This is a genomic window from Pseudoalteromonas sp. Scap25 (assembly GCF_013394125.1).
Lineage (GTDB): Bacteria > Pseudomonadota > Gammaproteobacteria > Enterobacterales > Alteromonadaceae > Pseudoalteromonas.
Genome location: NZ_CP041328.1, coordinates 277090 through 302281 on the forward strand (window position 1 = coordinate 277090; position 25192 = coordinate 302281).

Below are 25192 nucleotides of genomic sequence, written 5' to 3' on the forward strand. Positions count from 1 at the left end.
CTACAAGTATTACTTATACAACAACGAAATGGAGATTTATAAATTATCATGCTTTCTTTCTAGCTGCGGCCTACTATATAGAGTTACAGGGGTAAGTCAACCCTTTATGTGATTTAATTAATAAAATAACCTTCGTAACTCACTTTAAATGTTAAGCACTTGTTTAAGCAGCTTAAAATTCAAATTCTAACGCCATTCTAAAGCTATGATTCTTCTCTGACTGGCTGATTTCAGTAATAAAACCGGCTTCCCACTTTAATTGTTTTTGTCCATCAAAGCGATGCAAGCCTATAAAACCAGGGCCAATACCCACAAAGTCTTCACCAAGATACACCTCAACCGCGGGCTGAAAAGCAGACAAGTATCGGTAGCGATACTGCGCTCTAAACTCGCTTTCCCATTCGTTTTCTATATCTTGCCCCCATTCGTATACTAAAAAAGCATTCATGGTGAGGCTTGCACGACCAAACTCTTTTTCAATTACAAAACCAGAGGTTGCTTCGTATGCGTCGGCGTCATGCTGTTTTTCAAATTCAAATAACGCGCCCCAATCAGCCCATAGCCTGCCCTGCTCTATTAACTGCCATCTAAGCTCTAACTCATACGCTTGCAAGCCAAAGTCACCGTTATCATCGCGCTCACCCACGATGTAGCCTTCCAATGCCATGGTGTCGTTTATTGCGCCGCCTAAGCCAACGCGCTGCGCTAAAATATTACCACTATCAGTTTGATGCGACACAAGCCGCCATTCTAGCTCGCGCTCAAACGGCAACACATACGGATGATAAACTTTATCTACTACTATGCCATCAGCATAAGCCAGCTTAGGTATTAATAAACAAAAACCAATTAATACAGTGGCTGCAAATAGGTTTATTGCTTTCATGATTTTTCCTTAGTGATTGATTTAGGAATAAAATAACAAACAGATAAAAATAACACGCTGCTCAACGCATAGCTTAAAACACTGGTTAAATTAGGCGTAGCCTCATAACCAATCAGAGCTCGCAATACTCTCCCAAACTCTGAGTTTTCGGTTAAAATGGCACGTAAATCCCATACGGTTACCGTTGTTGCTATCAAATCAATTTGGCTCGCCAAATCAAGCGCCACAACTAGTTTTGCCGCACTATTTAATGCTAACAATACCAATAAAGGGGTAAGTCCAAAGCGCTGTTTGATTGCACTCAATAAAAAATACAACAACACGCTAAAGCTGCTGCATATTCCCAAACCTAAAAAAGTGCCAATAAATAAACTTTGTGCCGCTTCGTTGTTTTGCCAAAAGCCAATCAGGTAAATAATGTAGTGACTTAAATAAAGTGTCATTACGCTGATAATCGCAATCATAAAAGCAGCTGTTGCCTGTTTAATGGCGTAGTACAGTGCACTAATAAAAATTAAAATACACAAACCAATTTGGGCATATTCTAAACCCTGATAGTCAAACAAGGGGCTCATTAACGGCGCACTTTTTACAAACAAAAATGAAAGCCCGATCCCTAAAATAAGCCCTCCCAGCAATTTCATTAAACTTTGCTTGGCTACAACTTGGAGTAAAATAAGTAAAATGGCCACCGGCAGTAACTGGTTTAGACTCATCACTAGGCTAGTAATTAGCATTAGAGCGCTCCTTTTCAGTCACTATGACAGCACCACGCGCCGTATTGGGCGAGAACTCGCCAAAAAATTCATAACGCCCAGGGATTAACGGCCCGATATAAATAACGCTTTTGCGCTTAGGGTAAAGTACTTTCTCTCGATTGAGATCGAAACTGTCGAACTCTTCAGGCGTACTATCTTGATTTTCGATTAACAAGCGTACCTTTTTATTGGCCGGTACGACGATTTCTGCGGGGTAAAACAAATGATCTTTAAGTACAATAAGGTAGTCTTTACTGGCGGCGTTAAATGATAAAAATACACAACAATATAAGTAAGGCCTAATAAGTCGTTTAATCACATTTAGCTCCTGCAAAAACTACCTGTACTTTTAAGCCACCCAAATCACTATCCGTTAAGTGAATTTCAGCGCGATAAATAGCAATAATATGCTGCACTATTGCCATGCCTAAACCCGCACCTTGTTCACCCGAAGGGTGTTGGTCACCGCCAACACGATAAAAACGGTTAAATATCAGTTGTTTTTGATCGTCCGTCATACCTGGGCCACTGTCTTCTATTTGCCAAATACGCTGCTTGTGCATCTGCTTTAGCGTTATTTTTATTTGTCCATTGGCTGGTGCGTACTTTATGGCATTGCTAAGTAGGTTTGAAATCAACGTCACTAAGGTAAATTCATCACCGTTAATGATAAAGTCATCTCCCTCAAGACTAATAGTGTGGTTTTTAGCCTCTATTTTTTCATACAACTGGCTAACACCTTCTTGCGTGATCGCTAATAATGACTGCTCCTTAAACTGTTTTTGCCACTGCTCTGGCTGAGTACGCCCTAGTATTAGCATTTGCTCTACTATATTGGACAGTCGATTAATACCTTGAGTCATGGCTTGTAATTCTTGGTTATCGCCTTGTTGAGCAGCCAAATTATGCACATTAATTTTTAAACTGCTCAGGGGAGTACGTAATTCATGTGCCGCATCAGAGGCAAAAAAACGCTCTCGTAAATAGGCGGTTTCTACGCGTTTAAATAAATCGTTTAAGCGGCTGATCACCGGTTTTATCTCTTCATCAGTCACCTGCCAATTGATCGCAGTGAAATCATTTGCTTGGCGCAGAGCTAACTGTTTTGATAAACGGGTTAATGGTGCCAGTGCATATTTAACAAAAAAGCTAATAAATAGCGCAAGCAAAGGAACCGCCCAAAGCATAGGCAACATGGCTGATAAAATCACCGCCTCGGCTAGTTCAAACCGCTTAGCAATCGGCTCGGCAACAACCACGGTGCGTAAAGAAGTGACAAAAACGAATACCCGCATTCGCTGCCCTGCAATATTAAGCGTTTGAAAACCCGCTTGATACTGGCTCAAATCAAGATTTAATTCGTCAGAGCCACTAAGGAGCTCACCAGCTTGCCAAATTTGATACAGTAATTGGGCGCTTTCTTGCATTTTTGGCGCCATGGCGTTTATAGATAAAGGCTGTTGCATCAACACTCCAGCGACTACTTTTAGCTCACTATCAAGTAGTTGCTCACCATGGCTCATACTTTTTTGGTAGCCTTTGACTAAAGCTAAAAAGCACGTTAACACCATCATTGATAGTAAAATAAGAGTTAAACGCTTACGAATTGACATAAAGTATGGTTACCTTTGTAAATTCAAGTTTGTGCAATCTAGGGGCGTTTTAATCACGTGAACTATCTCTTTCCCACGACATAACCAATACCACGGAGAGTTTTAATAAAATCGCTGGGGAATTTTTTTCGTAGGTGATGAATATGCACTTCAATGGTGTTAGAGCCAACCTCTTCACCCCATTGGTACAGTTTGTTTTCTAACTGCTGTTTAGATTGCACGCGACCTTGGTTTTCCAATAGTGCCTTTAGCAGCATGTATTCTTTTCGTGGCAGAGAAAGCAGCTCATTGCTGAGTGTGACACTATGCGCTGACGTGTCCATGGTCACTTCACCACAGTGTAATAAACTTGACTGAGTTTGATTTACTCGTCGGCTCGCTACGCGCAAACGAGCAAATAATTCGGCTGGTTCAAATGGCTTAGCTAAATAATCATCAGCGCCCATATCAAGCCCTTGCACCTTGTCATCTATGCTACTTCGTGCAGTTAGTATAACCACCGGAATCACTTTTTTTTGCGCTTTTATGTGCTTTAGAATTTGTGAACCATCACCATCGGGTAAACCTAGGTCAAGTATAACCAACTCTATTTCACCACTGCCTAAGCATTGCAATGCATGCTTAACCGTTGCGCTATGCTCTACACTGTAGCCTTCTTGGCGCAATGAGCGGCAAAGCCCTTGCGCCACAAGATGATCATCTTCAACTAATAATAAATGCATTGTTTATTTTGTTATCTCTTTAGTTTTTTATCTACTTTAGCTAATAAAGAGCTAATTGCTTGTTGACGATATTTATCAGCTTTAGCACGAGTATCACGAATACCTGCTGCTTGCGCAACTAACAAATGGGCTTTAGCTTGCTCATATTCACGTTCGTCATATAAAAACTCACCATACAAGTAGTTAGTATCAATGCCTTTTTTGTTAAAAGCGAGCGCTTGCTTAAAAAACTTGTCGGCGGTGTCATCATCACCAAAACCAATAGGCCACCCCGGTACTTTACTGTATAAGGTTGCTAGGCTGGCATACGCTGAGCCACCTAAAGCACTGTCGTCTATTTTAAGGGCTTGCTCTAATGACGCTTTTGCATCTTTAGCATAGCCCAGCGCCCCTAACCCACCCTTTGCGCCAGCAAAACTGGCCAGTACAATGCCGTTCCACGTATAGCTATTTGCTGAATCAGGGTAGCTTTCAATAAATTGAGCACTTTGCTCACTTAGTTGAGTAAAGGCTTTGATTTGTGCATCATCTTTAAGCTCATAATTAGCGACCGCCCACTGCTGTTGAATAGCGAGTAAATCGCTTTGTTCGTCTGCAAATACCGGCGATGAAAACACACTAACAATGCTTAAATAAGCTACTAAAGTAAATTTTTTCATAATAAATCCTCTATTAACCTAAAAACTGTTTTATTTTAGGGAGCTGTTTAGCAATTGCGTTATCCACAATACGTGGAAAAACGCCATTGATACGTGCAAAAAGTTTCTCAGGAAAACCAATAAATCGTCTGGTTTTATTTGAGTTTAATAACGCAACTAACTCATCAGCTACCAACTGCGGGGAGTCCATTTGATTACCAAGCGCCTTATTCATTGCTCGTATTTGTGCATCATTAATATCTGTATCGGTTGCTCTTGGTGCTAAATAACTAACTTTAACGGGTGTGTCTGAAAGCTCTCGTGATAGCGCTTCGCTAAAACCACGTAAACCGAACTTACTAGCACAGTAAAGTGTTTGATACGGGTAACCTATGCTGCCAAATGACGACCCAACATTAACTATGGAGCCTTTATTCGCATGCAATTGCGCTAAAAACAGCTGACATAATTTCATAGGGACGGCTAAGTTAGTGCTCAGTAGATTATCAATTTGCTCACTACTCGATGCACTTAAGCTTTGCATTACATTAATGCCTGCATTGTTTATGAGTAACTTAGCGCCCCCTAATTTTTTGGCTTTAATGGCGAGTGCCAACATGTTTTCGGCAATCGTTAAGTCCCCCACAAAAACTATACTACCGGGACATTGACTACTTAGCGTATTGAGGGCATCACTATTTCGCCCCACCAAGAGTAGTTGCCAACCTTGGCCGTGTAGTGTTTTGGCAATGGCTTGACCAATTCCACCTGTCGCACCAGTTAATACACATAAGCCGGTATTCATGCGTGTTGCTCTTGTGCTGATGCTTTAAAAAACGGCTCGTCGTCTAAAGCGCGAAAGATATCGCCGTACAAACGGTAAAAACATTTTGCGCCATGTAAGATAGCCTGCTGATCCGCCTCGTCTGTAATTTGATTCATTAAGTTTTCAAAAAACTTAACATGCTCTATATCAAGCGCGCCGTGAGAGGTTAAATAGCTAAACGCTTTTTTAGGAAGTCCTACTGCATTTGCTATGTTTGATGCGGCTCCATCAGCAAGCGCAATTGAGGTCCCCTCTAATACGTGCACCATGCCAAAAAAGCTAAGCGGATTTTTACGTGCAATACTATCGTAGGCATACGACACCATCATTTCAGTGGCGAATTGTGGCTGACTATAGCGCACACTTTCTTTATCAAACCCACAGGCTGCAATATCGTTTAGCACCCACTCTTGATGACCAATTTCTTCTTCAATATATTCAGCTACAGCTTCTCGTAACCATTCTTGCTCGTCAGACAAACGTGCGCCAAGTGACATCATTAAAGGAACGGTGTGTTTTACATGATGATAAGCCTGCGCTAAAAACGAGGCATACTCTTCAAGTGATGCTTGTCCGTTAAATACACGCTGTATAATTGGCGCAGCTAATAAGTACTCACGCTCGTTTTGAGTTTGTGCTTTTAATGTATTAAAAAAATCACTCATGGATCACTTCTCCAAGTCGGTAAAATTGTTCAAAAATAGGGCTGTAGTGCTGGCTAATTGCCGCTCGTTTAGGGCGATTATTAGCGGTTAATAATCCTTGCTGCTCGCTTAAAGGTTGGGCCAAACGATGCCACTTTTTAATCTGTGCGTAGTCAGGAAGTTGCTGGTTTACTGTTTTTAAATGTGCTTTTAATTGCTCATCACTAAACTTGGGAGCCGCATAAATAAGCGCGCTTAAAAATGGCTGGCTTTCACCAAACACCACCGCTTGCTGTATCGCACTTTGGCTTAAAATTAATGATTCAGGCCATTCGGCGCTAACATTACGCCCCATACTGGTGATGATCAGATTTTTTACTCGCCCTTTTATGTACAGCTTATTATTACGCTTAGATACTAAGTCGCCAGTGGCGTACCAGGTATTTGGGTTATGCGGCGCTTGATTTAAATACCCTAAAAATAACGCTCCTTTAATAAATAACTCACCATTTTCAACTTTCGTTTCAACGTGCCCTAGCACTTCACCAGCACTCTTTAAATCATCATTTTTGGGCGTATTTAAACTTACAACGGATGCCGCCTCTGATAATCCATACCCCTGATAAACAGGTAAATTAAGATCTCTGGCGGTGGCAATTAAAGTATCACTCACGAGCGCTCCGCCAACTGCAATAAACTGTAATGACTTTGGCGGCTGCCAACCTTGTTTTGCAAACGCAATTAAACACGTTAATAACTCAGGCACTAAAATAAGGGTGTTAGGTTTTACACTATCGATTGCGCTAATGAGTTTGTTAGGGTTTTTTAACCCTGAGCCAACAAAACCTAATTCGTTTAATGGCATTAAATGTACACAACCGCCACTTAACAAAGGCGCATAAATACCTGCAATATTTTCAAGCAATACAGGTAGTGGCAGTAAACATAAGTGAGTTGGTTTACTTATATTTATTTGCTCACATAATGACTGAGCCACCTGCATCTGGCTTTGTGTTGATAAGCACACCCCTTTTGGCTCGCCAGTAGAACCGGAAGTAAATGTGATTTTTTGAGTGCCCTCAAAGTAATTAATCGGTTCATTAAGCTTGAGCTGATAAATATACAAGGTGTAATGTTCAAACAAAGTAATAGACAATGTATGGGCCCCCAAAGAAAGCCTTGGCATATCACTTATAAACAGCTGTGCGCCACACTGTGCCAGTACATATTGCGTTTGTTGTTGACTAAAAAAATGGGCAATTGGTATTGCTACTTTATTAGCAACATTTGTCGCAGCATCGAGCACCAACCAAGCGGGAGTATTATCAAGTTGAAATGCAATTGCGTTAGCATCTGAGTTTGCAAAAATTTCCGCTACTTTATTAATTTCTTGAAGCACTTCAGTACCTGTTAACTGCTGTGTTTGATTCGCAAAATGCGCGACAACCACTGACTGAGTAGCTAAGTCATTCAAGCTATTTAACATGCTCATACCGCCTCCAGCGCATTGATTAATGCCGTAATGCCATGTGTATTTTGTTGTTTAATATCAAGTAGCATTGGCGTATTAAGTACTTGTAGATGTGCTTGCTCTAAATTAACAATGCATACGGTAGGCTGGTTCGCGTAGTAACTTCCCCAGCTTTTTGGTTGCTCAACAACACTGCTGTTAGCCAATGCAATTTCATTACACGTTACCCCTAATAAACGCAATAAAGCGCGTACATGTTTGGTGGCACAAAAAACCAAATTAGTAGCACCAATAGCTCTTAAAGCTTCATTAACAATAATAAAATGCGATAACGTGGCTTTTCTGTGTGTTGAATAGAGATTACCTAACTCAAACACTTTACTGCGCTGTGTGCCCATTGGTAAAAACTGCTCAATGGGCGCTGCTAAATATTGTTCAATAAATAAAGGAGAAGTGGCGTTTCTAAGCCCTAAAGTGCAATGCCCTTGCTGAGTTTTATACTGACAGAGTAATGGCATAAATGAAGTTAGGCTGGCATTATACGCAGCTAAAAAGCCTTGTTTTACTGTATCTTCAAGGCGCTGACGGTGTTCATCACATTCTCTGGCGCTCACAAACTGTGTGAACGACTGAAAAAGTGTTGATGATGACTGTTGTTGAGCTAGTTGCATAAAAGCATCGCCTGTATTAAATCTATAGGTAGAATTTAATAGGCGAAACTTAAATAAAACTTAAGGTAAGTTAATTTTTTTAAAAATTGGCTATCACGGTTTTATTACGGCCCGTTTCCTTCGCGTGATAGAGCGCTTTGTCAGCGCATTTATATACTTGATCGATATCATCGCTATGCTGTGGCCAAGTAGCGATACCAATAGATACATTTATATAGCCTACTTTTGCCATTGATGTGGTGGCTACTTGGTTACGTAAACGCTCAGCGATAACAAACGCACTATCATTATTTTCGTTAGGTAATACCAGTAAAAACTCTTCTCCACCAGTGCGTGACACAATATCATGCTTGCGCGATAACGATTGTATAATACGAGTAAGGGTTTTTAGTACTTCATCACCCGTATCATGGCCAAATGTATCATTAACCTGTTTAAAGAAGTCGATATCAATTTCAAGCACTGCAAACGGGATCTGCTTATCCATCAAATTTTCAAGCAATATGTTTAAACCCCGCCGGTTATGCGCGCCGGTTAGCGGATCGGTAAGTGCATCTTGACGTAATTGTCCCATTTGCGATTGCAAAACATGAATCCCTTCTAACATCGCGTGTTTAAGCTGGTTACTTTCGAAGTACCAAGACTTAATACTTTTAAGATGATCTACGTTTTTCTTATCGGTCGATAAATTAGCGCTATCGGCTAACAGTCTTAATGGCTTAGCAATATAGTGAGCTAGCATAGCAATTAATAAAAAAGTAATGATTACTATGGGCAACATTCGCTTAAGCACCTGCCCTTGAAAAGTATCAAGCGTAGCAAGGGTTGCCGCTTCACTTCGCTGGGCAACAATCCCCCAATTAGCAAGTCCTACGTGGGAAAACCCGGCCAGCATAGCCACTCCTTGGCTATTTATAACTCGAGTGAATCCATCTTCACCTTGCAAAACTCGCTCTATAACTGGGTTATTAAATACTTGCTTGCCAATGCGCTTAGAATCAGGGTGATAAAGTAAGGTTTTATTATCAGCGACCACATAAAAGTACGCCCCGCCATCGTAACTATGTTGTTTTAACAAAGCATTTAAAATACTCTGCTGCTCTAAATAGAAGCTACCGCCAATATAACCATAATAATTCCCTGCCAGATCAAACAGAGGATAGGAGACAACAATAATTAAATTATTAGCCAGCGAAATATAAGGCAGACTAACCTGCGGCTGCTGCGATTTAAGAGCCTGTTTAGAATGGACTGAATTAACCGTTTTATTAATAATATTTAAAGACACAGGTGAGGCTGCTTTAACAACACCTTGCATGTTAATTGCCACCGAATTAAAGCTATGCGTCTGATTTAAAAGCCGGTCGGTTTCAGCTTGGAGTAACTCAGTGTTGGTAATATCTTCAGCAATAATACTGGCTGAAAACTCAAGTTGCTGCATTGCTGCTGTTAAAAAGTGCTCAGTTGCTGAGGCTAACTTACTGGCAAATACATGATTACTTTGCAGGGTATCTTCTATTACCCGTTCTTTTTGGACTTGATAACTAATATATAAACCACTAAACAAAATAGCAGCTGCAGCGGGCATAGCTAACAAAAGAATTAATTGCCTAAGTTTAAAAGTAAATGGTAATCGAAAACGCAACTTAATATCATCCTAAGCAAATAAAAACGACTGCTATGCACTGCATACATCATTAATATAATACATAAATAGAACTAAGTGACCTAATTTTTGTTATTTTAAGGATAATTAAATCATACGATTTATATTTGCTGGGTTTTGCAGTTAAGCTCAATAATAGTTAAGCTGCATGCACTTTATTTTTATTTAGCCTTGAGGTGTGTGTTGCTAAATAAGTACTTGTTATCGTCTTCTCTTTTTTTAATCGGATGTTTCATGCCAATAAAATCTTCTTTTGCCGATTCTGCGCTGTCACTTAAGCAGCAACTAGGGCAAAAGCTTATGCTCGATTTACGCTATTTTTGTCAGCAAGGCAGTAGCCAACGCTGCAGAACGCCATTAACTGAATTGCCCGATGAATTAGCAAAAGCAATTAGCCGTTATGATATTGGCGGGGTGATTTTATTTTCTGAAAACACCCAAAACATAGAACAAATTATTAACCTTAATCAGCAGCTACAACAAGCTGCATCTAAATCTAAGTCAGGCCTACCACTGTTTATTTCTATTGACCAAGAAGGCGGACGCGTAGCTCGTTTACCTCGCGATGTGGCCACCTCATTTACCGGTAATATGTCAATTGGCGCAACTTACCCTGAGCACGGTACGTATTTCGCAACCCAAACGGCAAATATACTGGCCACTGAACTCTCAGTGCTTGGCATTAATGTAAATTATGCGCCAACGGTTGATGTAAATATGAACCCTGACAATCCAGTTATTAATGTACGCTCTTTTAGTGAAAGCCCTGATGAAGTTGCGGCAATGGGTGCAGCACAAGTTATTGAGTTTGAAAAAAACGGTATAATTAGCGCTATAAAACACTTTCCAGGACATGGCGATACCAATGTAGATAGCCATACAGGCTTACCTAAAGTGATGCATTCAAAAGAAGTCATTTACGCTCAAGATTTAGCGCCGTTTAAACAGATTATTGAGCAGCATAGTCCTGGGATGATAATGACCGCGCATATTCAATACCCTGAGCTTGATAGCAGTACATTAACCAATGTAGACGGTAAGCAAATGATTAAACCCGCGACCATGTCGCGTAAAATCATGACCGATATCCTTCGCGATGAACTGAACTATCAAGGCGTAGTGGTAACCGATGCACTGGATATGGCTGGTATTAGCCATTTTTTCAGCCCTACACAAGCAGTTGTAAACACTTTTGCAGCTGGAGTTGATATTGCGCTAATGCCAATAGAAATTAGAACGCCTGAGGATATAAATAAACTCGATGCGCTCATTGACTCTTTAGTCAGTGCTGTTAAAACAGAGCAACTAGACGCAGACGAAATTGCCCATTCGACGCAGCGAATTACCTCACTTAAACATCAATTTAAATTAAACGCTTTACCTAACCCCATTAATGCATTGGCAAATGCCAAACACATTATTGGTAATAAAGCACATCGTGAATTAGAAGCATCTCTGGCATTAGCGGCAATTACCCAAATAAGAAATAACAATAATACCTTGCCGCTTAAACTTAGCGCTGATAAGCATATTCATATTATTATGCCTGACACCCGCAAGTGCATGGCAATGCAACAAGCAATTAGTGCGTTAAGTTCACAACCACTCAGTTTTAGTTGCAGCAGCTTACAGGGCTTTGATCCAGGTGAAGCGCAGCGCAACATAAACCAAGCAAGTATTGTTATTGCTGGCAATGCAACGCCGAACCAAAGTGCAGTGGAAATTGGCGGTATGGATGACTTAGCCGATAACCCAAACTTTGCCTTAAATAACGCAGAGCAACCTAAAGCGCTTGAGTCATTACTAAAAATGGCTAAACAACACACTCCCACGGTATTTATTAGTTTACGTGCACCGTATGACATTGCGCAATTTGCTCTCTATGCTGATGCAGTGCTTGCTTCCTATGCTTATAATATTGATGTGGATAAAAACGAGCTGGTGTCTGGGCCTGCCTTTACTGCACTGGCGAAAGTATTATTAGGCCAAGCTCCAGCCAAAGGCCAATTACCGGTAACAATTAAACAATCGAAGAGCCATTAATATGAAACTTAATTGTGATTTAAGCGAGAGCTTTGGCGCATGGCAAATGGGCCTTGATAACGATGTTATGCCCCATATTGATATGGCAAATATTGCTTGTGGCTTTCATGCAGGTGATTCGAGTGTAATCGCGCATACCCTGAAGCTGGCTAAACAACATAATGTTATGATTGGCGCTCACCCAAGCTACCCCGATAAACAAGGATTTGGTAGGCGTTCAATGAGCATGAGCGTGGCTGAGCTCACTCAATGTTTGCACTATCAAATAGCCGCCCTTGATGGCATGGCAAAAGTACAAGGGTTAACCCTTAGCTATGTAAAACCCCATGGTGCGTTATATAACGACATGATGACAAACCAGCAACTACTCACCACTGTTATGGGTGCAGTTGCCAGTTACCCTGCAAACTTAAAGTTAATGATACTCGCCACAGCCGATGCCAAGCTACATCAAACAATGGCTCGCCACCTTGGGCTCACACTGATATTAGAAGCGTTCGCAGACAGGCAGTACACTGACCAAGGGCACTTAGTATCACGAAATATAGCCGGCAGTGTGCATAACAAAGACGCATTATTAGCTCAGGTTAAGCAGCTTTTAGCCAGTAACAGTGTGACTACTCAATCTGGAAAATCGTTGAAACTGGTTGCTGACAGCATTTGTGTGCATGGCGATAATCCCCAAGGCATTGCAATTATTGAAGAGATAAAAGCGCTTTGTTCAACCAATAACTAAAGCCGTACACAGATTAAGCTGTAAACCCCCTTTACAGCTTTTGCTTTCTTTTACCACCTGCATTCATTGGTAGTTTTAAATGCGAGCTTCGTCGCATCTGACTATAAATTATCCCTCCACTACCCTATAAATAGATTAGTGATTTAAAACAGGGATAAACAATGAAAACGCTTTTAGCTATGAGCCTTATACTAGGTAGCAGCCACTTGGCCGTTGCCAATACCGATACATTGCAACTTCAAGATATATTCAACTTAGAATATGCCAACCAAATAGATATTACTGACGACGGTAAAACAGTATATTTCGTTCGTAACCGCATGGATATTAAAACCGATCGCAAAGTCGGTAATATTTGGTCTGTTGATTACAACACTGAACAACTACAGCCCTTAACATCAGGTGTATTTATGGACTACTCGCCTGTGTTGTCACCCGATGGACAGCGCCTTGCGTTTATCTCTAACAGAGATGGCAGTAATCAAATATACATGAAGTGGCTTAAAACGGGTGCTGTGGCAAAAATTAGTAATCTTACTAATGCACCTCGCTCAATCACCTGGTCACCTAATTCTAAACAACTGGTGTTTAGTATGTTTGTTCCTGAAATAAGCTCACCACCTGTCAGTTTACCAGGTAAACCTAAAGGCGCTAGCTGGGCAGACCCTGCTAAATTTATTGACGATGTTTACTACCGTGCAGATGGCAGAGGCTATAGTCAAAAAGGATTTAATCAGCTATTTACTCTTAATGCGAATGGCGGCAATGCACAACAACTCACTAACGATAACTTTGATTATAATGGCGGTGTAAGCTTTAGTAAAAACGGCGAATTACTTTATTTCTCAGCCAATAGACACGCTGAAAATGCACTCAAGCCAACCAATAGTGAAGTGTACCAGCTTAATTTAAACACGTTAGAGATCATCGCACTGACCGACCGTAATGGACCAGATCAACAACCTCAGGTCTCACCTAACGGTCAGTACCTTGCTTATACTGGCTACGATGACAAGCGCACTAACTATGAAAATACTCAGCTTTATATTCGTGATTTAAAAACCGGTGATACCCAAAGTCTGACTAGCGATTTCGATCGCAGCGTTGGCCAAATACAATGGAGCGCAAATTCAAAAGGCCTCTATTTTAGCTATGCCGATGAAGGCCAAACCGCACTCGCTTATCAACCTCGAAGTGGTAAACGTAAGGTGATTACCGAACAAATAGGTAGCGTAGCGTTTGGCCGCCCTTATTCTGGTGGTGATTTTGATATTAGTGAAAATGGTGACATTGCGTTTACACTGGCTGATACCCAGCGCCCTGCTGATGTAGCTACAATAAAGAGAGGTACAGTAAAGCGTTTAACCGATTTAAACTCAGATGCACTACAAACTAAACAGCTCGCCAAGGTTGAAGAGTTATGGTTAAAATCAAGCCATGATGAGTTGCCAATACAAGGCTGGGTTGCTTACCCGCCGGGTTTTGATAAATCAAAAAAATACCCACTGGTGCTTGAAATTCACGGTGGCCCTGTTGCTAACTATGGCCCTCACTTTAGTGCCGAAGTACAACTATTTGCCGCTAAAGGAAATGTCGTTTTATACATGAACCCGCGAGGCAGTGACTCGTACGGTAAAGAGTTTGCACAAACCATTCACCATAATTATCCAAGCAATGATTACGATGATTTAATGACAGGTGTTGACGCGCTAATTGATAAAGGTTTTATTGATGAGTCTAAGCTGTTCGTTACCGGTGGCTCCGGCGGTGGTGTATTAACCGCATGGATTGTAGGCCATACAGATCGCTTTGCTGCAGCTGTTGTTGCTAAGCCTGTGATTAATTGGATCAGCTTTGTACTAACTGCCGACTTCTATCCATTTTTTGCCGATTATTGGTTTCCGGGCAAACCTTGGGACCATATTGAGCATTACATGAAGCGCTCACCAATCAGTTATGTTGGCAATGTTAAAACCCCAACCATGTTACTGACTGGTGAAGCAGACTACCGTACGCCAATTTCAGAAACAGAGCAGTTTTATCAAGCCTTAAAATTACAAGGGGTTGATACCGCGATGGTCCGCATTCCAAACGCTTCACATGGTATAACTGCCCGTCCATCAAATTTAATGACCAAAGTGGCTTACATTCAATGGTGGTTTGATAAGCATTCGAAGTAAAACGTAGAGTTATGAGTGACGAGCTATATAAGCTCGTTGCTCGAAGCTCACAGCTCACAGCTCACAGCTCACAGCCTCACAAGTGTAAACCCCCTTTACAGCAATAATGTGAGTAATCCCTTACATACTTAAGCTAAATATCGGACTTAGCTTCAAATTGAGTTGGTAAAAATTCGGTTTATACTAACTCAGCTCCTCTGAGTTAGTAAAAATTCGGTTTGAGTCACTGTTTATAAGCCCTCAGTTAGTAAAAAAATGTTTTATAAGCAGCAACAGTTAGTAAAAAATCGGTTTATTACCTTTCAAACCCCGGTTAAAAATCTTTAAATTAAGCGTTTAAGTGACCAAATTAAGGATTAGAAAGGCAAATCGACCCTTTATAATGAAGATAATGGCTGTTTTAACCTGGTTAGTTAAAACCTGATCTGCTTTTTGAACTAGCTAGTTAAATCGTGATCTGCTTTTAGTAGCTTAGGGTCTGTTGACCTTTGCGGATTAAAATTCGTTCAAACTAGGGGCGGTTTAATCGCGGCGCGAGGTTTGTAACCTAGTGGGCTAAGTAAAAACCGAGCAAAGCTTCCGCGTCCTGCTCACGCCCCTTACCTACATCCATGTAGGCAACAAAGAGTAAATCGCCCCTAGGCAGAACCCTTTGGGCAACGCCTGTTTGGCATTGATGCTGCGTTATCGCCTATTTATGGGGAATAACCACACCACATAGGCTCTGCCTTGCCTAACTACCAAACAGACTGCTGCAAATTTAACCTTGAAAGGTCAACAGACCCTAGTTAAACTCTGATCTATATGTGGTAAAAAGCGGGTAATTTATTGTGCTTACCCGTGTTAAAGCGAAATCAACATAAAGCCCTCACAGCCGAGCATAAACATCCTTTAAATTTATTTACACTTTTAACCTGCATTGCATCCCTGAATGACTAGCTAGTAAAATACTGATCTATTAAATTTTGCTTTTATGCAGGCATAAAAAAAGGGCCTTGCGGCCCTTAAGTAACAATATCTAGTAGAATTAGAATTGGTTCATGGTGTTAGCTTCACCACCGGCTTTAAGTGCATTCTCACCAGAGAAGTACTCTTTGTGCGTATCGCCAATGTTAGAGCCTGCAAGGTCTTGGTGCTTAACTGACGCTTGCTCACGACGGATTTCTTGACGTTGTACGTCACGTACATAAGCCAGCATACCTAAGTCACCGAAGTAACCTTCAGATAGAATATCTGTGCTTAGTGCCGCTGTATGGTACGTTGGCAATGTGATTAGATGATGGAAAATACCTGCTTCACGTGCGCCATCGCGTTGGAAGTTTTGTACTAATAAGTCAGCGGCTGCTGCAAGCTCTGTTGCATCCATTTCTGGAGCCATAAGCGCTTTGTTGTCATCAATACTTGGGTAAGCGCTAAGGTCACGACCTGCTTCTTGCCACTCTTGGTATACTTGCTCACGGAACTTAAGCGTCCAGTTGAACGACGGTGAGTTGTTGTATACTAATTTAGCATCTGGAACTTGTTCTTTAACGCGATTTACCAGCTCTGCAATTTGTTTTACGTGTGGTTTTTCTGTTTCAATCCACAGTAAATCAGCGCCTGACTGTAAGCTAGTTACACAATCTAGTACTACGCGGTCTTTCTCAGTGCCTTCGCGGAACTGGTATAAACCGTTATCTAGGCGTGTAGGCTTACAAAGTTGGCCATTAAGCTTCATTGCCGTTTCGCCTTCATTTAAATCTTCAACGCTGTTTACCGGTGTTGTTTCTAAAAATGCATTGTATTGGCTTGCCAAGTCACCTGGTTTTTGTGAAACCGGTACTTTTTGCGTTAGGCTTGCTCCTAGAGAATCGGTACGCGCAACGATAATACCGTTATCAATACCTAGCTCTAAGAACGCGTAACGTACTGCGTTAATTTTAGCTAAAAAGTCTTCATGAGGAACGGTAACTTTACCAGCTTGGTGACCACATTGCTTGGCATCTGATACTTGGTTTTCGATTTGGATAGCACAAGCACCGGCTTCAATCATCTTTTTAGCAAGTAGGTAAGTCGCTTCTTCGTTACCAAAACCTGCGTCAATATCAGCAATGATTGGCACAACATGCGTTTCAAAGTTATCAATTTTATTAAGCACTGCTTGAACGTCGCCGCCGTTTGCTTTTGCATCGTCTAGCTCGTTAAATAAATGGTCAAGTTCACGTGCATCAGCTTGCTTTAAAAAGGTGTAGATTTCTTCGATAAGTGCAGGTACTGATGTTTTCTCGTGCATACTTTGGTCTGGAAGTGGGCCAAACTCAGAGCGAAGCGCTGCAACCATCCAACCACTTAGGTATACGTAACTGCGTTTAGTTGTTTTTTGGTGACGCTTAATAGCCATCATCATTTGTTGCGCAGTAAAACCATGCCAACAACCTAAAGACTGTGTGTACTGGCTTGTGTCTTTGTCGTATGCAGCCATGTCTTCACGCATAATGTCAGCAGTAAATTGTGCAATATCAACACCAGAGCGAAAACGATTTTGTAAACGCATGCGAGTTGCGTATTCAGGATTAATAGTTTTCCATGCACTGCCTTGTGATTGGCATAGTGTTGCTAGTGTATCTGTTTCGCCTTGATATGTTGTCATAATAAAGTCCTTCGAACGGGTATTAATATTTATTGTTGAGAGAGTGACTACATTGCGTTAGCTCTGTAGCGCTTAATTAAACATTAGGCTTATTTTTTAGATTTAGTAAATTTATAGTTGTTATTACGGCTATACATATAGTGAATGGCCAAAAAGCACTCAAAGCGACTTTTTTGCGATATGGTAAGTGTACGCACATAAAAAGTGCACTCTGTCGGACCGTTTAAGGATTTTAATTATGAGCCACACTCTCACCCACTCTGGACTCAGCGTTGATAAGCAACTAGCTGAATTTGTTAAAATACAACTATTACCTGGTACCCATCTAGACGAACACCAGTTTTGGAAAAGCTTTGCTCATATAGTGCAAACACTTACTCCGCTGAACAAGTCGCTACTTGCTAAACGTGAACAATTACAAAAGCAGATTGATGACTACCATGTTGCTAATAAAAACGGTGATCAAGCCCAGTACCAAGTGTTTTTAAAAGACATTGGTTATTTAGTTGATGAACCTGAAAACTTTAATATTGAAACTCAGAATGTAGAGCCAGAAATAGCATTGACTGCAGGGCCACAGTTAGTGGTACCGGTTAGTAATGCCCGTTTTGCTTTAAATGCTGCTAATGCACGTTGGGGTTCACTTTACGATGCACTATACGGCACAGACGTACTCAGTGAAGAAGATGGTGCAGAGAAAGGGACTCAATACAACCCAGTGCGCGGCTTTAAAGTAATGGCTTACGCCAGACAGTTTTTAGATAAAGCGCTACCGCTTGAAAATGGCTCGCACATCGAAAGCACTAACTATTCAATTGTGGATGGCGCACTTGCTATTACATTACGCGACAGCTCACACACTACACTTAAAAACCCTGAACAACTCGTTGGCTATCAAGGTGAGGCACAAAATCCAAGTGTTATTTTACTTAAAAACAATGGATTACATGTTGAGCTGCAAATAGATCATCACCACCCTATTGGCCAAGCTGATAAAGCAGGGCTAAAAGATGTGGTACTTGAAGCGGCGCTGACCACCATTATGGACTGTGAAGACTCAGTTGCCGCAGTTGATGCCGAAGATAAAGTGCAAGTGTACAAAAACTGGTTGGGCCTAATGCAGAGCAACTTGGTTGAAACGTTTAGAAAAGGCGACAAAATGGTCGACCGTACGTTACAAGCCGATCGCCAATATACAGGCCTTGATGGCCAAAAACTGACCCTAAAAGGGCGCAGTATGATGTTTGTGCGTAACGTTGGGCATTTAATGACAAACCCTGCTATTACCGATGTAAGTGGTAATGATGTGTTTGAAGGCATCATGGATGCCATGTTCACCGCAACAGCCGCACTGCACGATTTAAACACTAAAAATGCCATTCAAAACTCAACCGCGCAAAGTATTAATATTGTAAAGCCAAAAATGCATGGCCCTGATGAAGTAGCATTTGCTAACACTTTATTTGGCATGGTTGAAGAGGCGCTGAGCTTGCCTAAAAACACCCTGAAAATGGGTATTATGGACGAGGAGCGTCGTACATCTGCTAACTTAAAAGCCTGTATTCATGCTGCTAAAGAGCGTGTTGTATTTATTAACACCGGCTTTTTAGACCGCACCGGTGATGAAATACACACCTCTATGCAAGCGGGTGTGGTACTGCCTAAAGCGGCTATTAAAGCACAGCCTTGGATCAGCGCTTATGAAGATCGTAACGTTGATATTGGCCTAGCTTGTGGCTTAAGCCATAAAGCGCAAATTGGTAAAGGTATGTGGGCAATGCCCGATAAAATGGCGATGATGATGGAGCAAAAAATAGCGCATCCTCAATCAGGTGCTAATACGGCTTGGGTGCCCTCCCCTACCGCCGCCACATTACACGCAATGCATTACCATGATGTGGATGTATTTAGCCTGCAGCAAAGCATTGCCACGCGCCAAATAGCAAGCCTAGAAAGCTTATTAACACCCCCGCTAATGGCAAACCCAGAAACGCTGTCAAAAGAAGATATTCAAAGTGAGCTTGAAAATAACGCGCAAGGTATTTTAGGTTACGTTGTACGTTGGATTGACCAAGGAATAGGCTGTTCTAAAGTGCCTGACATTAACCATATTGGCTTAATGGAAGATAGAGCGACCTTACGTATTTCAAGCCAGCATATCGCCAACTGGCTGCATCATGGCGTGTGCAGTAAAGAGCAAGTACAAAAAGTGATGGCAAAAATGGCTAAGGTTGTTGATGGCCAAAATGAACATGACAGCCTTTACACCCCCATGGCTACTAATGAGCAAACATTAGCTAACAGCATTGCCTACCAAGCGGCTTCGGCACTAGTATTTGAAGGTGTTAGCCAACCTAGCGGTTACACTGAGCCACTACTGCATAGCTACCGCTTAAAATATAAAGCACAGCACCATAACCAAGCTGAATAGCTGACATTTATTTAACACTAAAAAGCGCGTTTTGCCTACACAAAACGCGCTTTTTGTTTTATTAAGCGGCAAAATAGCTAAAATTCGCCTAGTTAAAACTACGAATTAGTTTTTAATGGTCGCGTTGTGATAAACATTTTGTACGTCATCGCAATCTTCAAGCATATTGATAAATTTATCAAAGTTGGCAATCACTTCTTCATCTGTAATTTCAACATGTACTTGTGGAACGAAGGTAATTTCATCAACTTCAAAGTTAATGCCTTCAAATGCTTCTTCTAATGCCGTTTTAGCTTTAAAGTACTCAGTATGCGGTGCAAACACCGACACCTTGCCATCTTCGGCTTCTACATCAGTCACATCAACGTCAGCCATCATCAGCGCTTCTAACACGACTTCATCGTCGTCGCCTGCAAACCCTAAAACAGCTAGGTGATCAAACATATGAGCAACACAACCAGGTGTGCCTATTTTCGAATCTGTTTTAGTAAACGGTAAGCGCACATCTTTAATTGTACGATTAGGGTTGTCAGTTAAACAATCAACAATCACCATACAATTACCTGGGCCGTAGCCTTCGTACCGTGCAGTTGAGTAATCTTCCCCTGCCCCACCGGCTGCTTTTTCTATTGCTTTTTCGATTACGTGCGCGGGAACTTGGTCTTTTTTGGCTTTTTCAATTAAGCGGCGCAATGTTTGATTTACATCGGGGTCGGGTTCACCACTTTTGGCTGCAACGTAAATTTCTTTACCGTACTTCGAATTTACTTTAGTTTTCGCGTTGGCTGTTTTAGCCATCGAACTTTTGCGGACTTCAAATGCTCTGCCCATCTTGTGCCTCTATTGAATACGTTCTGTTTTTGATATTTTACCAATTCAAAGCGTATTGGGCTAGTGGTTCAACATGCTATGCTGTGCAAAAGCAGTTGAGTATTAATTTAAATAATACCCGTTATGCTATTAGCGAAATCAAATAAAGCGCAATTTAACATAATTAGGGTCTGTTAACCTTTGCGGATTGCTATTTGTTCAAACTAGGGGCTATTTAATCGCGGCGCAAGGTTTGTAACCTAATGGACTAAGTCAAAACCGAGCAAAGCTTCCGCGTCCTGCTCACGCCCCTTACCTACATCCATGTAGGCAACAAAGAGTAAATCGCCCCTAGGCAGAACCCGAAGGGCAGCGCCTGTTTGGCATTGCTGCTGCGTTATCGCCTATTTATGGGGAGTAACCACACCACATAGGCTCTGCCTTGCCTAAATACCAAACAGACCGCTGCAAATTCAACCTTTAAAGGTCAACAGACCCCAATCTTTTCAGCGTAACTTTCAACTAACGACACTAATTCATCAAACCCATGAATAACAAAGTCGGCTTGCTCAGCATACGCGGGGGTTAAATCGGGGGCATATAAACAGGCTCGCATTTTTGCATTATGGGCCGCTTGTATGTCATATAAATAATCACCAACGTAAATAACATTATCAACTGGCATTGCCCATTGGCTTGCAATCGTTAGTAAGGCACTTGGATCGGGTTTAGCAGGAGCGTCGGTTCGGGTGAGTACCGTTTCGATTGGCAACGGATTATGCTGAAGTTTCAATGAAGCCGCTTTATCAAAATTACGCGTCACAATAGCCATGGGGATATTCTTTGCTTGCAGAGCATTGACAGCTTCAACAACACCAGGTAAAAAACTCGCGTTTTGTGCGTCAAGTAGCTCATGCTGATGCACTATATTCATTGCTTCTTCACGCATGTAGGGCGAGGGTAATTGTTCTATATACTCGAGTAGGTCTTGATCTGCTGGGCAACCTACTTGGGCTTTAATTAATGAAAAGTTTAATTCTGATGATACTAAGGTTCCGTCTAAATCAAAAATAACACCTTTGATTGCCTCAATTTGCGTTTTCATTTCATTCCTTGTGCTAACTAGTTTGCGGATTTGCTTTACATTAAAAATGTATATCAATTGACAATTACAAAAAACTTAATCCATTACGCTCTCAGTATAGCTCATTTGATACACATTAGTTCGGTTTGTATGATTCTGTTATGTTGGTTTTACGATGAAGTAAGTTAACGCGATCAGCTAACCTAACAGTATAAAAATGCGCACCTAAGAAAAGGTGCGCAGTGGGTTAGTTAGTTTCAAATCGTGCTTCAAGCCATGTATCGTCTTGACTAAAGTTTAACGTTTTTACTTTTCCTCGCCCCTCAACATTTACCATATTGACTTGCGCAGGCCATAAATCGCGCAGTGCGCCATTACTCATTCTAATGCCTTCAATCTCATCGGGGATCGTCGCTTCTTGGTATACCCAAAAGAACTTACCATCCACTTGTGCACCTACATAATTAAGCGTAAGTGGTTCACCCTCTAAGGTTTGCAAAGCAACATGAGACTCAACATATTTAGCAAAGCGTTTTTGGTCACGCTTGTTATCAATAATATCCACCTTGCCTTTAAATAAACTGCCAACAGCATGCTCTGTGTCATGTAAGTAAAAACGATGCATCAATTCAATATTGTGCGTGCGCTGATTAAATAACATCGTTGTAACAGATGATTTTAATTGATGCGCCATACTCGGCGCAGCAATTAAAAAGCAAACAATAATAAGCAAAAAGCGCATTATTATTGATCCTCGTCGTTATTTTTTTCGTCTTTTGGCTCGTCTTTTTTCAGCTCAGTTTTAATATCTTGCATGATATCGCGGCTTACTTTTGCCTTACTCTTTTCACGTTTGTACACTTCAATACGTGAAGGAATAATACGACGAGGGTAGTGATTATTTTCTACATTCACATCCGCCGTTTCCCAGCCTGGATCGACCGTTACTGATGTCAGCGGTTTGTTTTTGTCGGTAATAATCAGCTTTTGTACATTTTTGTGGTTACGACGCCAAATTTCTGCGGGAATGTAACGCTCTTCTTTAGTGCCATCTTCATAAGTTAGCTCTAAAAGAATCGGCATCACTAGGCCGCCTAAATTTGAAAACTCCATAACATAGTAGTTTTTGTCTTCTTCTAGTGCGCGATCGAGTGTTTTACGCTCCCACGGTTTTAAACCTTTTAAAAATTTGTTGTACGAATTACGTTCTTTATTGGTAACCGTAAAGCGATCGTTTTCGTCATAAAAATCGGTTACATCTGGGTTTTTCTCAACCCAGGTTTTTTTACCTTCAGCGCGATTACGCTCAACAAATAATGAACTTGGCTTATTCGCTTCAATATCACGTAAACGCTTAAAGTCGATATCAGGGTTTTTGGTGTCTAACCGTAATTGATATACTTTATCAAGCGAGATATCAACATGGTCTGTAGTGTAAAACCAACCACGCCAGAACCAATCTAAATCAACACCTGACGCTTCTTCCATAGTACGGAAAAAATCAGCCGGAGTAGGGCGCTTATATTTCCAGCGCTGAGCATACTCTTTAAACGCAAAATCAAATAATTCACGACCAAGAATAACTTCACGTAAAATATTTAATGCAGCAGCTGGTTTAGTATAGGCATTAGGCCCTAAACGAAGCACACTGTCTGATTGCGTCATAATAGGCACTTGAGTTTCAGACTTCATGTACGCCACAATATCACGTGGCTCAACACCCCATGGAATGGTCGGATCCCATTCACGTCCAGCAACACCATCTAAAAAGCTATTTAAACCTTCATCCATCCAGGTCCACTGACGCTCATCTGAGTTTACAATCATAGGGAAATAAATATGCCCCACTTCGTGGATAACAACCCCGATTAAAAAGCGCTTTTCTGCTTGAGAATAAGTACGTGTGCCATCGTCTTGTAAATCTGTACGTGGACCATTAAAGGTGATCATTGGGTATTCCATACCCCCTACTGGGCCATTAACTGACTGTGCAGTTGGGTATGGGTAATCAAATGAATATTTTGAATACACTTCCATGGTATGCACCACAGATTCCGTTGAATATTTCTTCCATAAATCGCCACCTTCTTTAGGGAAAAACGACATCGCCATAACCAATGGTTGCTCATTCCCCCCTTGTTGGTAACCTTTAGCATCCCACATAAATTTACGTGACGACGCCCATGCAAAATCACGAACATTTTCAGCTTTAAAGTGCCACGTTTTTGTTTTGTCTGTACCGGCTTTTTCGTTTTCGAGCGCTTCTTCTTCAGTAACTACAAATACAGGACGTTTTGCTGTTTCAGCTTTTTTTAAACGCTTGCGCTGAGTACTAGTTAAAACAGAGCTTGGGTTATCAAGCTTACCGGTTGCCGATACAATATGATCTGCAGGAACCGTAATTTCAACGTCGTAATCGCCAAATTCTAAGGTGAATTCACCACTGCCTAAAAATGGCTTGTTGGTCCATGCTTCGTAATCAGTATACGCAGCTAAACGAGGGAACCACTGTGCCACTAAGAAAATATCGTTACCGTCTTCTTCAAAGTGCTCATAACCTGCACGTGCACCTACCGCATCTTCTTCAACGAGGTTAAACGCGAAGTCCATACTAAACTCAACATCTTTACCGGGCTTTAGTGGCGTGTTTAAATCTATACGCATTAGAGTATCAACAACCGTTACACGCAGCGCTTTACCATCTTCATCTTTAACATTGCTAATGGTGTAACCTAGCTCATTGTCGTTCATAAACTGCTGACGACGTAAATCACCTAAACTTAATTTAGCAGGCTTAGCATCAGGCTCGTTTTGTAGGGTACTTTTAAAAGTTTGCGTGGTTTCTGCTATCGAGTCATTTTTAAAAATGTTTTGGTCAAGTTGAAGCCATAAATATTTGAGCGTATGCGGTGAGTTATTTTTATATTCAATTGTTTGACTCCCCGTTAAACGACGCTTTTGCTCATCAAGCTTTACATCAATATCGTAATCAACCCGTTGTTGCCAGTAATTTTCTGCAGGTGCACCTGCGGCACTGCGGTAAACATTAGGGGTAGGCAAAGCTTCGTCTAGTTGACGAAACTTATCAACATAACTGCCTTTAGTCTGTTCAACAGATGAGGCCATCACAGAGCTCGCCATTGCCAAAGGCAATACAAATGCACTCAATGTAAATAAATTTTTCTTCATTGTTAATCCTGATCGATTTTAGTGACGCTACTGTGACAAATTTACAGCTAAGCTTCAATAAAATAGCGATAAAACCCTACTTTTATAGGGTGATATTCCACACCTTTATGTAAATATAAAAAACACGGTTTTACACAACAACATTTAACTAAATTGTTTAGCAATTTACATAAAAAACTAAGCTGTAAAGGGGGT

At 41.2% G+C, this 25192-nt stretch carries 20 protein-coding genes; 4 read left to right on the forward strand and 16 right to left on the reverse strand.

Annotation, left to right across the window (positions count from 1 at the left end; genetic code table 11):
- Positions 1-172: 172 nt before the first annotated feature.
- The 11 genes from FLM54_RS16690 to FLM54_RS16740 all read right to left on the reverse strand — a co-directional run bounded on the left by FLM54_RS16690 (position 173) and on the right by FLM54_RS16740 (position 9826).
- Entirely contained in the window at positions 173-886 is a 714-nt protein-coding gene (locus tag FLM54_RS16690) for a hypothetical protein (protein ID WP_010388689.1), read from the reverse strand.
- Positions 883-1623, reverse strand: coding sequence for an iron transporter (locus FLM54_RS16695; protein ID WP_178957022.1), 741 nt, complete (start codon positions 1621-1623; stop codon positions 883-885). Before FLM54_RS16695 ends, FLM54_RS16690 begins: the two co-directional genes overlap by 4 nt.
- Positions 1610-1963 (reverse strand): cupredoxin domain-containing protein, encoded by a 354-nt coding sequence (locus tag FLM54_RS16700; RefSeq protein WP_178957023.1) that lies wholly within the window; start codon positions 1961-1963, stop codon positions 1610-1612. Before FLM54_RS16700 ends, FLM54_RS16695 begins: the two co-directional genes overlap by 14 nt.
- Positions 1956-3257, reverse strand: coding sequence for an ATP-binding protein (locus FLM54_RS16705; protein WP_178957024.1), 1302 nt, complete (start codon positions 3255-3257; stop codon positions 1956-1958). Before FLM54_RS16705 ends, FLM54_RS16700 begins: the two co-directional genes overlap by 8 nt.
- A gap of 62 nt (positions 3258-3319) precedes the next feature.
- Positions 3320-3979, reverse strand: a complete 660-nt coding sequence (locus tag FLM54_RS16710; RefSeq protein ID WP_178957025.1) for a response regulator transcription factor — start codon at positions 3977-3979, stop codon at positions 3320-3322.
- 11 nt (positions 3980-3990) lie between these two features.
- Positions 3991-4638: a hypothetical protein gene (locus tag FLM54_RS16715; RefSeq protein ID WP_055011599.1), complete on the reverse strand. Its 648-nt coding sequence runs from the start codon at positions 4636-4638 to the stop codon at positions 3991-3993.
- Between the two features lie 13 nt (positions 4639-4651).
- A complete protein-coding gene (locus FLM54_RS16720; RefSeq protein WP_178957026.1) occupies positions 4652-5422 on the reverse strand; it encodes an SDR family oxidoreductase in 771 nt (256 codons plus the stop codon).
- Positions 5419-6108, reverse strand: a complete 690-nt coding sequence (locus tag FLM54_RS16725; RefSeq protein WP_178957027.1) for a TenA family transcriptional regulator — start codon at positions 6106-6108, stop codon at positions 5419-5421. The genes FLM54_RS16720 and FLM54_RS16725 overlap by 4 nt, the downstream gene beginning before the upstream one ends.
- On the reverse strand, positions 6101-7579 hold the full coding sequence (locus FLM54_RS16730; RefSeq protein ID WP_178957028.1) for an AMP-binding protein: 1479 nt from the start codon (positions 7577-7579) through the stop codon (positions 6101-6103). Before FLM54_RS16730 ends, FLM54_RS16725 begins: the two co-directional genes overlap by 8 nt.
- A complete protein-coding gene (locus FLM54_RS16735) occupies positions 7576-8229 on the reverse strand; it encodes a thermostable hemolysin (protein ID WP_016899999.1) in 654 nt (217 codons plus the stop codon). The genes FLM54_RS16730 and FLM54_RS16735 overlap by 4 nt, the downstream gene beginning before the upstream one ends.
- A 79-nt stretch (positions 8230-8308) precedes the next feature.
- Positions 8309-9826, reverse strand: a complete 1518-nt coding sequence (locus FLM54_RS16740) for a sensor domain-containing diguanylate cyclase (protein ID WP_178957029.1) — start codon at positions 9824-9826, stop codon at positions 8309-8311.
- 303 nt (positions 9827-10129) lie between these two features.
- Between FLM54_RS16740 and FLM54_RS16745 the strand changes: the two genes are divergently transcribed.
- The 3 genes from FLM54_RS16745 (at position 10130) to FLM54_RS16755 (ending at position 14854) form a co-directional block, all read left to right on the forward strand.
- Complete coding sequence (locus FLM54_RS16745; protein ID WP_178957030.1) at positions 10130-11938, forward strand: glycoside hydrolase family 3 protein; 1809 nt, start codon at positions 10130-10132, stop codon at positions 11936-11938.
- A gap of 1 nt (position 11939) precedes the next feature.
- Positions 11940-12674, forward strand: a complete 735-nt coding sequence (locus tag FLM54_RS16750) for a 5-oxoprolinase subunit PxpA (protein WP_178957031.1) — start codon at positions 11940-11942, stop codon at positions 12672-12674.
- A 161-nt stretch (positions 12675-12835) separates the two neighbouring features.
- Complete coding sequence (locus FLM54_RS16755) at positions 12836-14854, forward strand: S9 family peptidase (protein WP_178957032.1); 2019 nt, start codon at positions 12836-12838, stop codon at positions 14852-14854.
- A 1027-nt stretch (positions 14855-15881) separates the two neighbouring features.
- Here FLM54_RS16755 and FLM54_RS16760 read toward each other — a convergent pair.
- Positions 15882-17483 (reverse strand): isocitrate lyase, encoded by a 1602-nt coding sequence (locus FLM54_RS16760; RefSeq protein WP_008110760.1) that lies wholly within the window; start codon positions 17481-17483, stop codon positions 15882-15884.
- 238 nt (positions 17484-17721) lie between these two features.
- Here FLM54_RS16760 and FLM54_RS16765 point away from each other — a divergent pair, with 238 nt between their 5' ends.
- Positions 17722-19914 carry a malate synthase G gene (locus FLM54_RS16765; protein ID WP_178957033.1) on the forward strand — a complete coding sequence of 731 codons (2193 nt, stop codon included), beginning with the start codon at positions 17722-17724 and terminating at the stop codon, positions 19912-19914.
- 105 nt (positions 19915-20019) lie between these two features.
- Here FLM54_RS16765 and FLM54_RS16770 read toward each other — a convergent pair whose 3' ends face one another.
- The 4 genes from FLM54_RS16770 to FLM54_RS16785 form a co-directional block, all read right to left on the reverse strand.
- Complete coding sequence (locus tag FLM54_RS16770; RefSeq protein ID WP_010388706.1) at positions 20020-20745, reverse strand: YebC/PmpR family DNA-binding transcriptional regulator; 726 nt, start codon at positions 20743-20745, stop codon at positions 20020-20022.
- Between the two features lie 466 nt (positions 20746-21211).
- Complete coding sequence (locus FLM54_RS16775) at positions 21212-21829, reverse strand: HAD family hydrolase (RefSeq protein WP_138606455.1); 618 nt, start codon at positions 21827-21829, stop codon at positions 21212-21214.
- Between the two features lie 226 nt (positions 21830-22055).
- Positions 22056-22550 carry a DUF6702 family protein gene (locus FLM54_RS16780; RefSeq protein WP_138606453.1) on the reverse strand — a complete coding sequence of 165 codons (495 nt, stop codon included), beginning with the start codon at positions 22548-22550 and terminating at the stop codon, positions 22056-22058.
- Between the two features lie 2 nt (positions 22551-22552).
- Positions 22553-24997, reverse strand: coding sequence for a M1 family metallopeptidase (locus tag FLM54_RS16785; RefSeq protein WP_178957034.1), 2445 nt, complete (start codon positions 24995-24997; stop codon positions 22553-22555).
- Positions 24998-25192: the final 195 nt, after the last annotated feature.

Excerpts from the sequence above, each read along its gene's own strand:
- FLM54_RS16710 (WP_178957025.1), bottom strand. The coding sequence starts at position 3,979 with ATGCATTTATTATTAGTTGAAGATGATCATCTTGTGGCGCAAGGGCTT.
- FLM54_RS16690 (WP_010388689.1), bottom strand. The coding sequence starts at position 886 with ATGAAAGCAATAAACCTATTTGCAGCCACTGTATTAATTGGTTTTTGT.
- FLM54_RS16785 (WP_178957034.1), bottom strand. The coding sequence starts at position 24,997 with ATGAAGAAAAATTTATTTACATTGAGTGCATTTGTATTGCCTTTGGCA.
- FLM54_RS16780 (WP_138606453.1), bottom strand. The coding sequence starts at position 22,550 with ATGCGCTTTTTGCTTATTATTGTTTGCTTTTTAATTGCTGCGCCGAGT.
- FLM54_RS16760 (WP_008110760.1), bottom strand. The coding sequence starts at position 17,483 with ATGACAACATATCAAGGCGAAACAGATACACTAGCAACACTATGCCAA.
- FLM54_RS16735 (WP_016899999.1), bottom strand. The coding sequence starts at position 8,229 with ATGCAACTAGCTCAACAACAGTCATCATCAACACTTTTTCAGTCGTTC.
- FLM54_RS16730 (WP_178957028.1), bottom strand. The coding sequence starts at position 7,579 with ATGAGCATGTTAAATAGCTTGAATGACTTAGCTACTCAGTCAGTGGTT.
- FLM54_RS16715 (WP_055011599.1), bottom strand. The coding sequence starts at position 4,638 with ATGAAAAAATTTACTTTAGTAGCTTATTTAAGCATTGTTAGTGTGTTT.
- FLM54_RS16765 (WP_178957033.1), top strand. The coding sequence starts at position 17,722 with ATGAGCCACACTCTCACCCACTCTGGACTCAGCGTTGATAAGCAACTA.
- FLM54_RS16770 (WP_010388706.1), bottom strand. The coding sequence starts at position 20,745 with ATGGGCAGAGCATTTGAAGTCCGCAAAAGTTCGATGGCTAAAACAGCC.
- FLM54_RS16695 (WP_178957022.1), bottom strand. The coding sequence starts at position 1,623 with ATGCTAATTACTAGCCTAGTGATGAGTCTAAACCAGTTACTGCCGGTG.
- FLM54_RS16775 (WP_138606455.1), bottom strand. The coding sequence starts at position 21,829 with ATGAAAACGCAAATTGAGGCAATCAAAGGTGTTATTTTTGATTTAGAC.
- FLM54_RS16705 (WP_178957024.1), bottom strand. The coding sequence starts at position 3,257 with ATGTCAATTCGTAAGCGTTTAACTCTTATTTTACTATCAATGATGGTG.
- FLM54_RS16720 (WP_178957026.1), bottom strand. The coding sequence starts at position 5,422 with ATGAATACCGGCTTATGTGTATTAACTGGTGCGACAGGTGGAATTGGT.
- FLM54_RS16750 (WP_178957031.1), top strand. The coding sequence starts at position 11,940 with ATGAAACTTAATTGTGATTTAAGCGAGAGCTTTGGCGCATGGCAAATG.
- FLM54_RS16725 (WP_178957027.1), bottom strand. The coding sequence starts at position 6,108 with ATGAGTGATTTTTTTAATACATTAAAAGCACAAACTCAAAACGAGCGT.
- FLM54_RS16755 (WP_178957032.1), top strand. The coding sequence starts at position 12,836 with ATGAAAACGCTTTTAGCTATGAGCCTTATACTAGGTAGCAGCCACTTG.
- FLM54_RS16745 (WP_178957030.1), top strand. The coding sequence starts at position 10,130 with ATGCCAATAAAATCTTCTTTTGCCGATTCTGCGCTGTCACTTAAGCAG.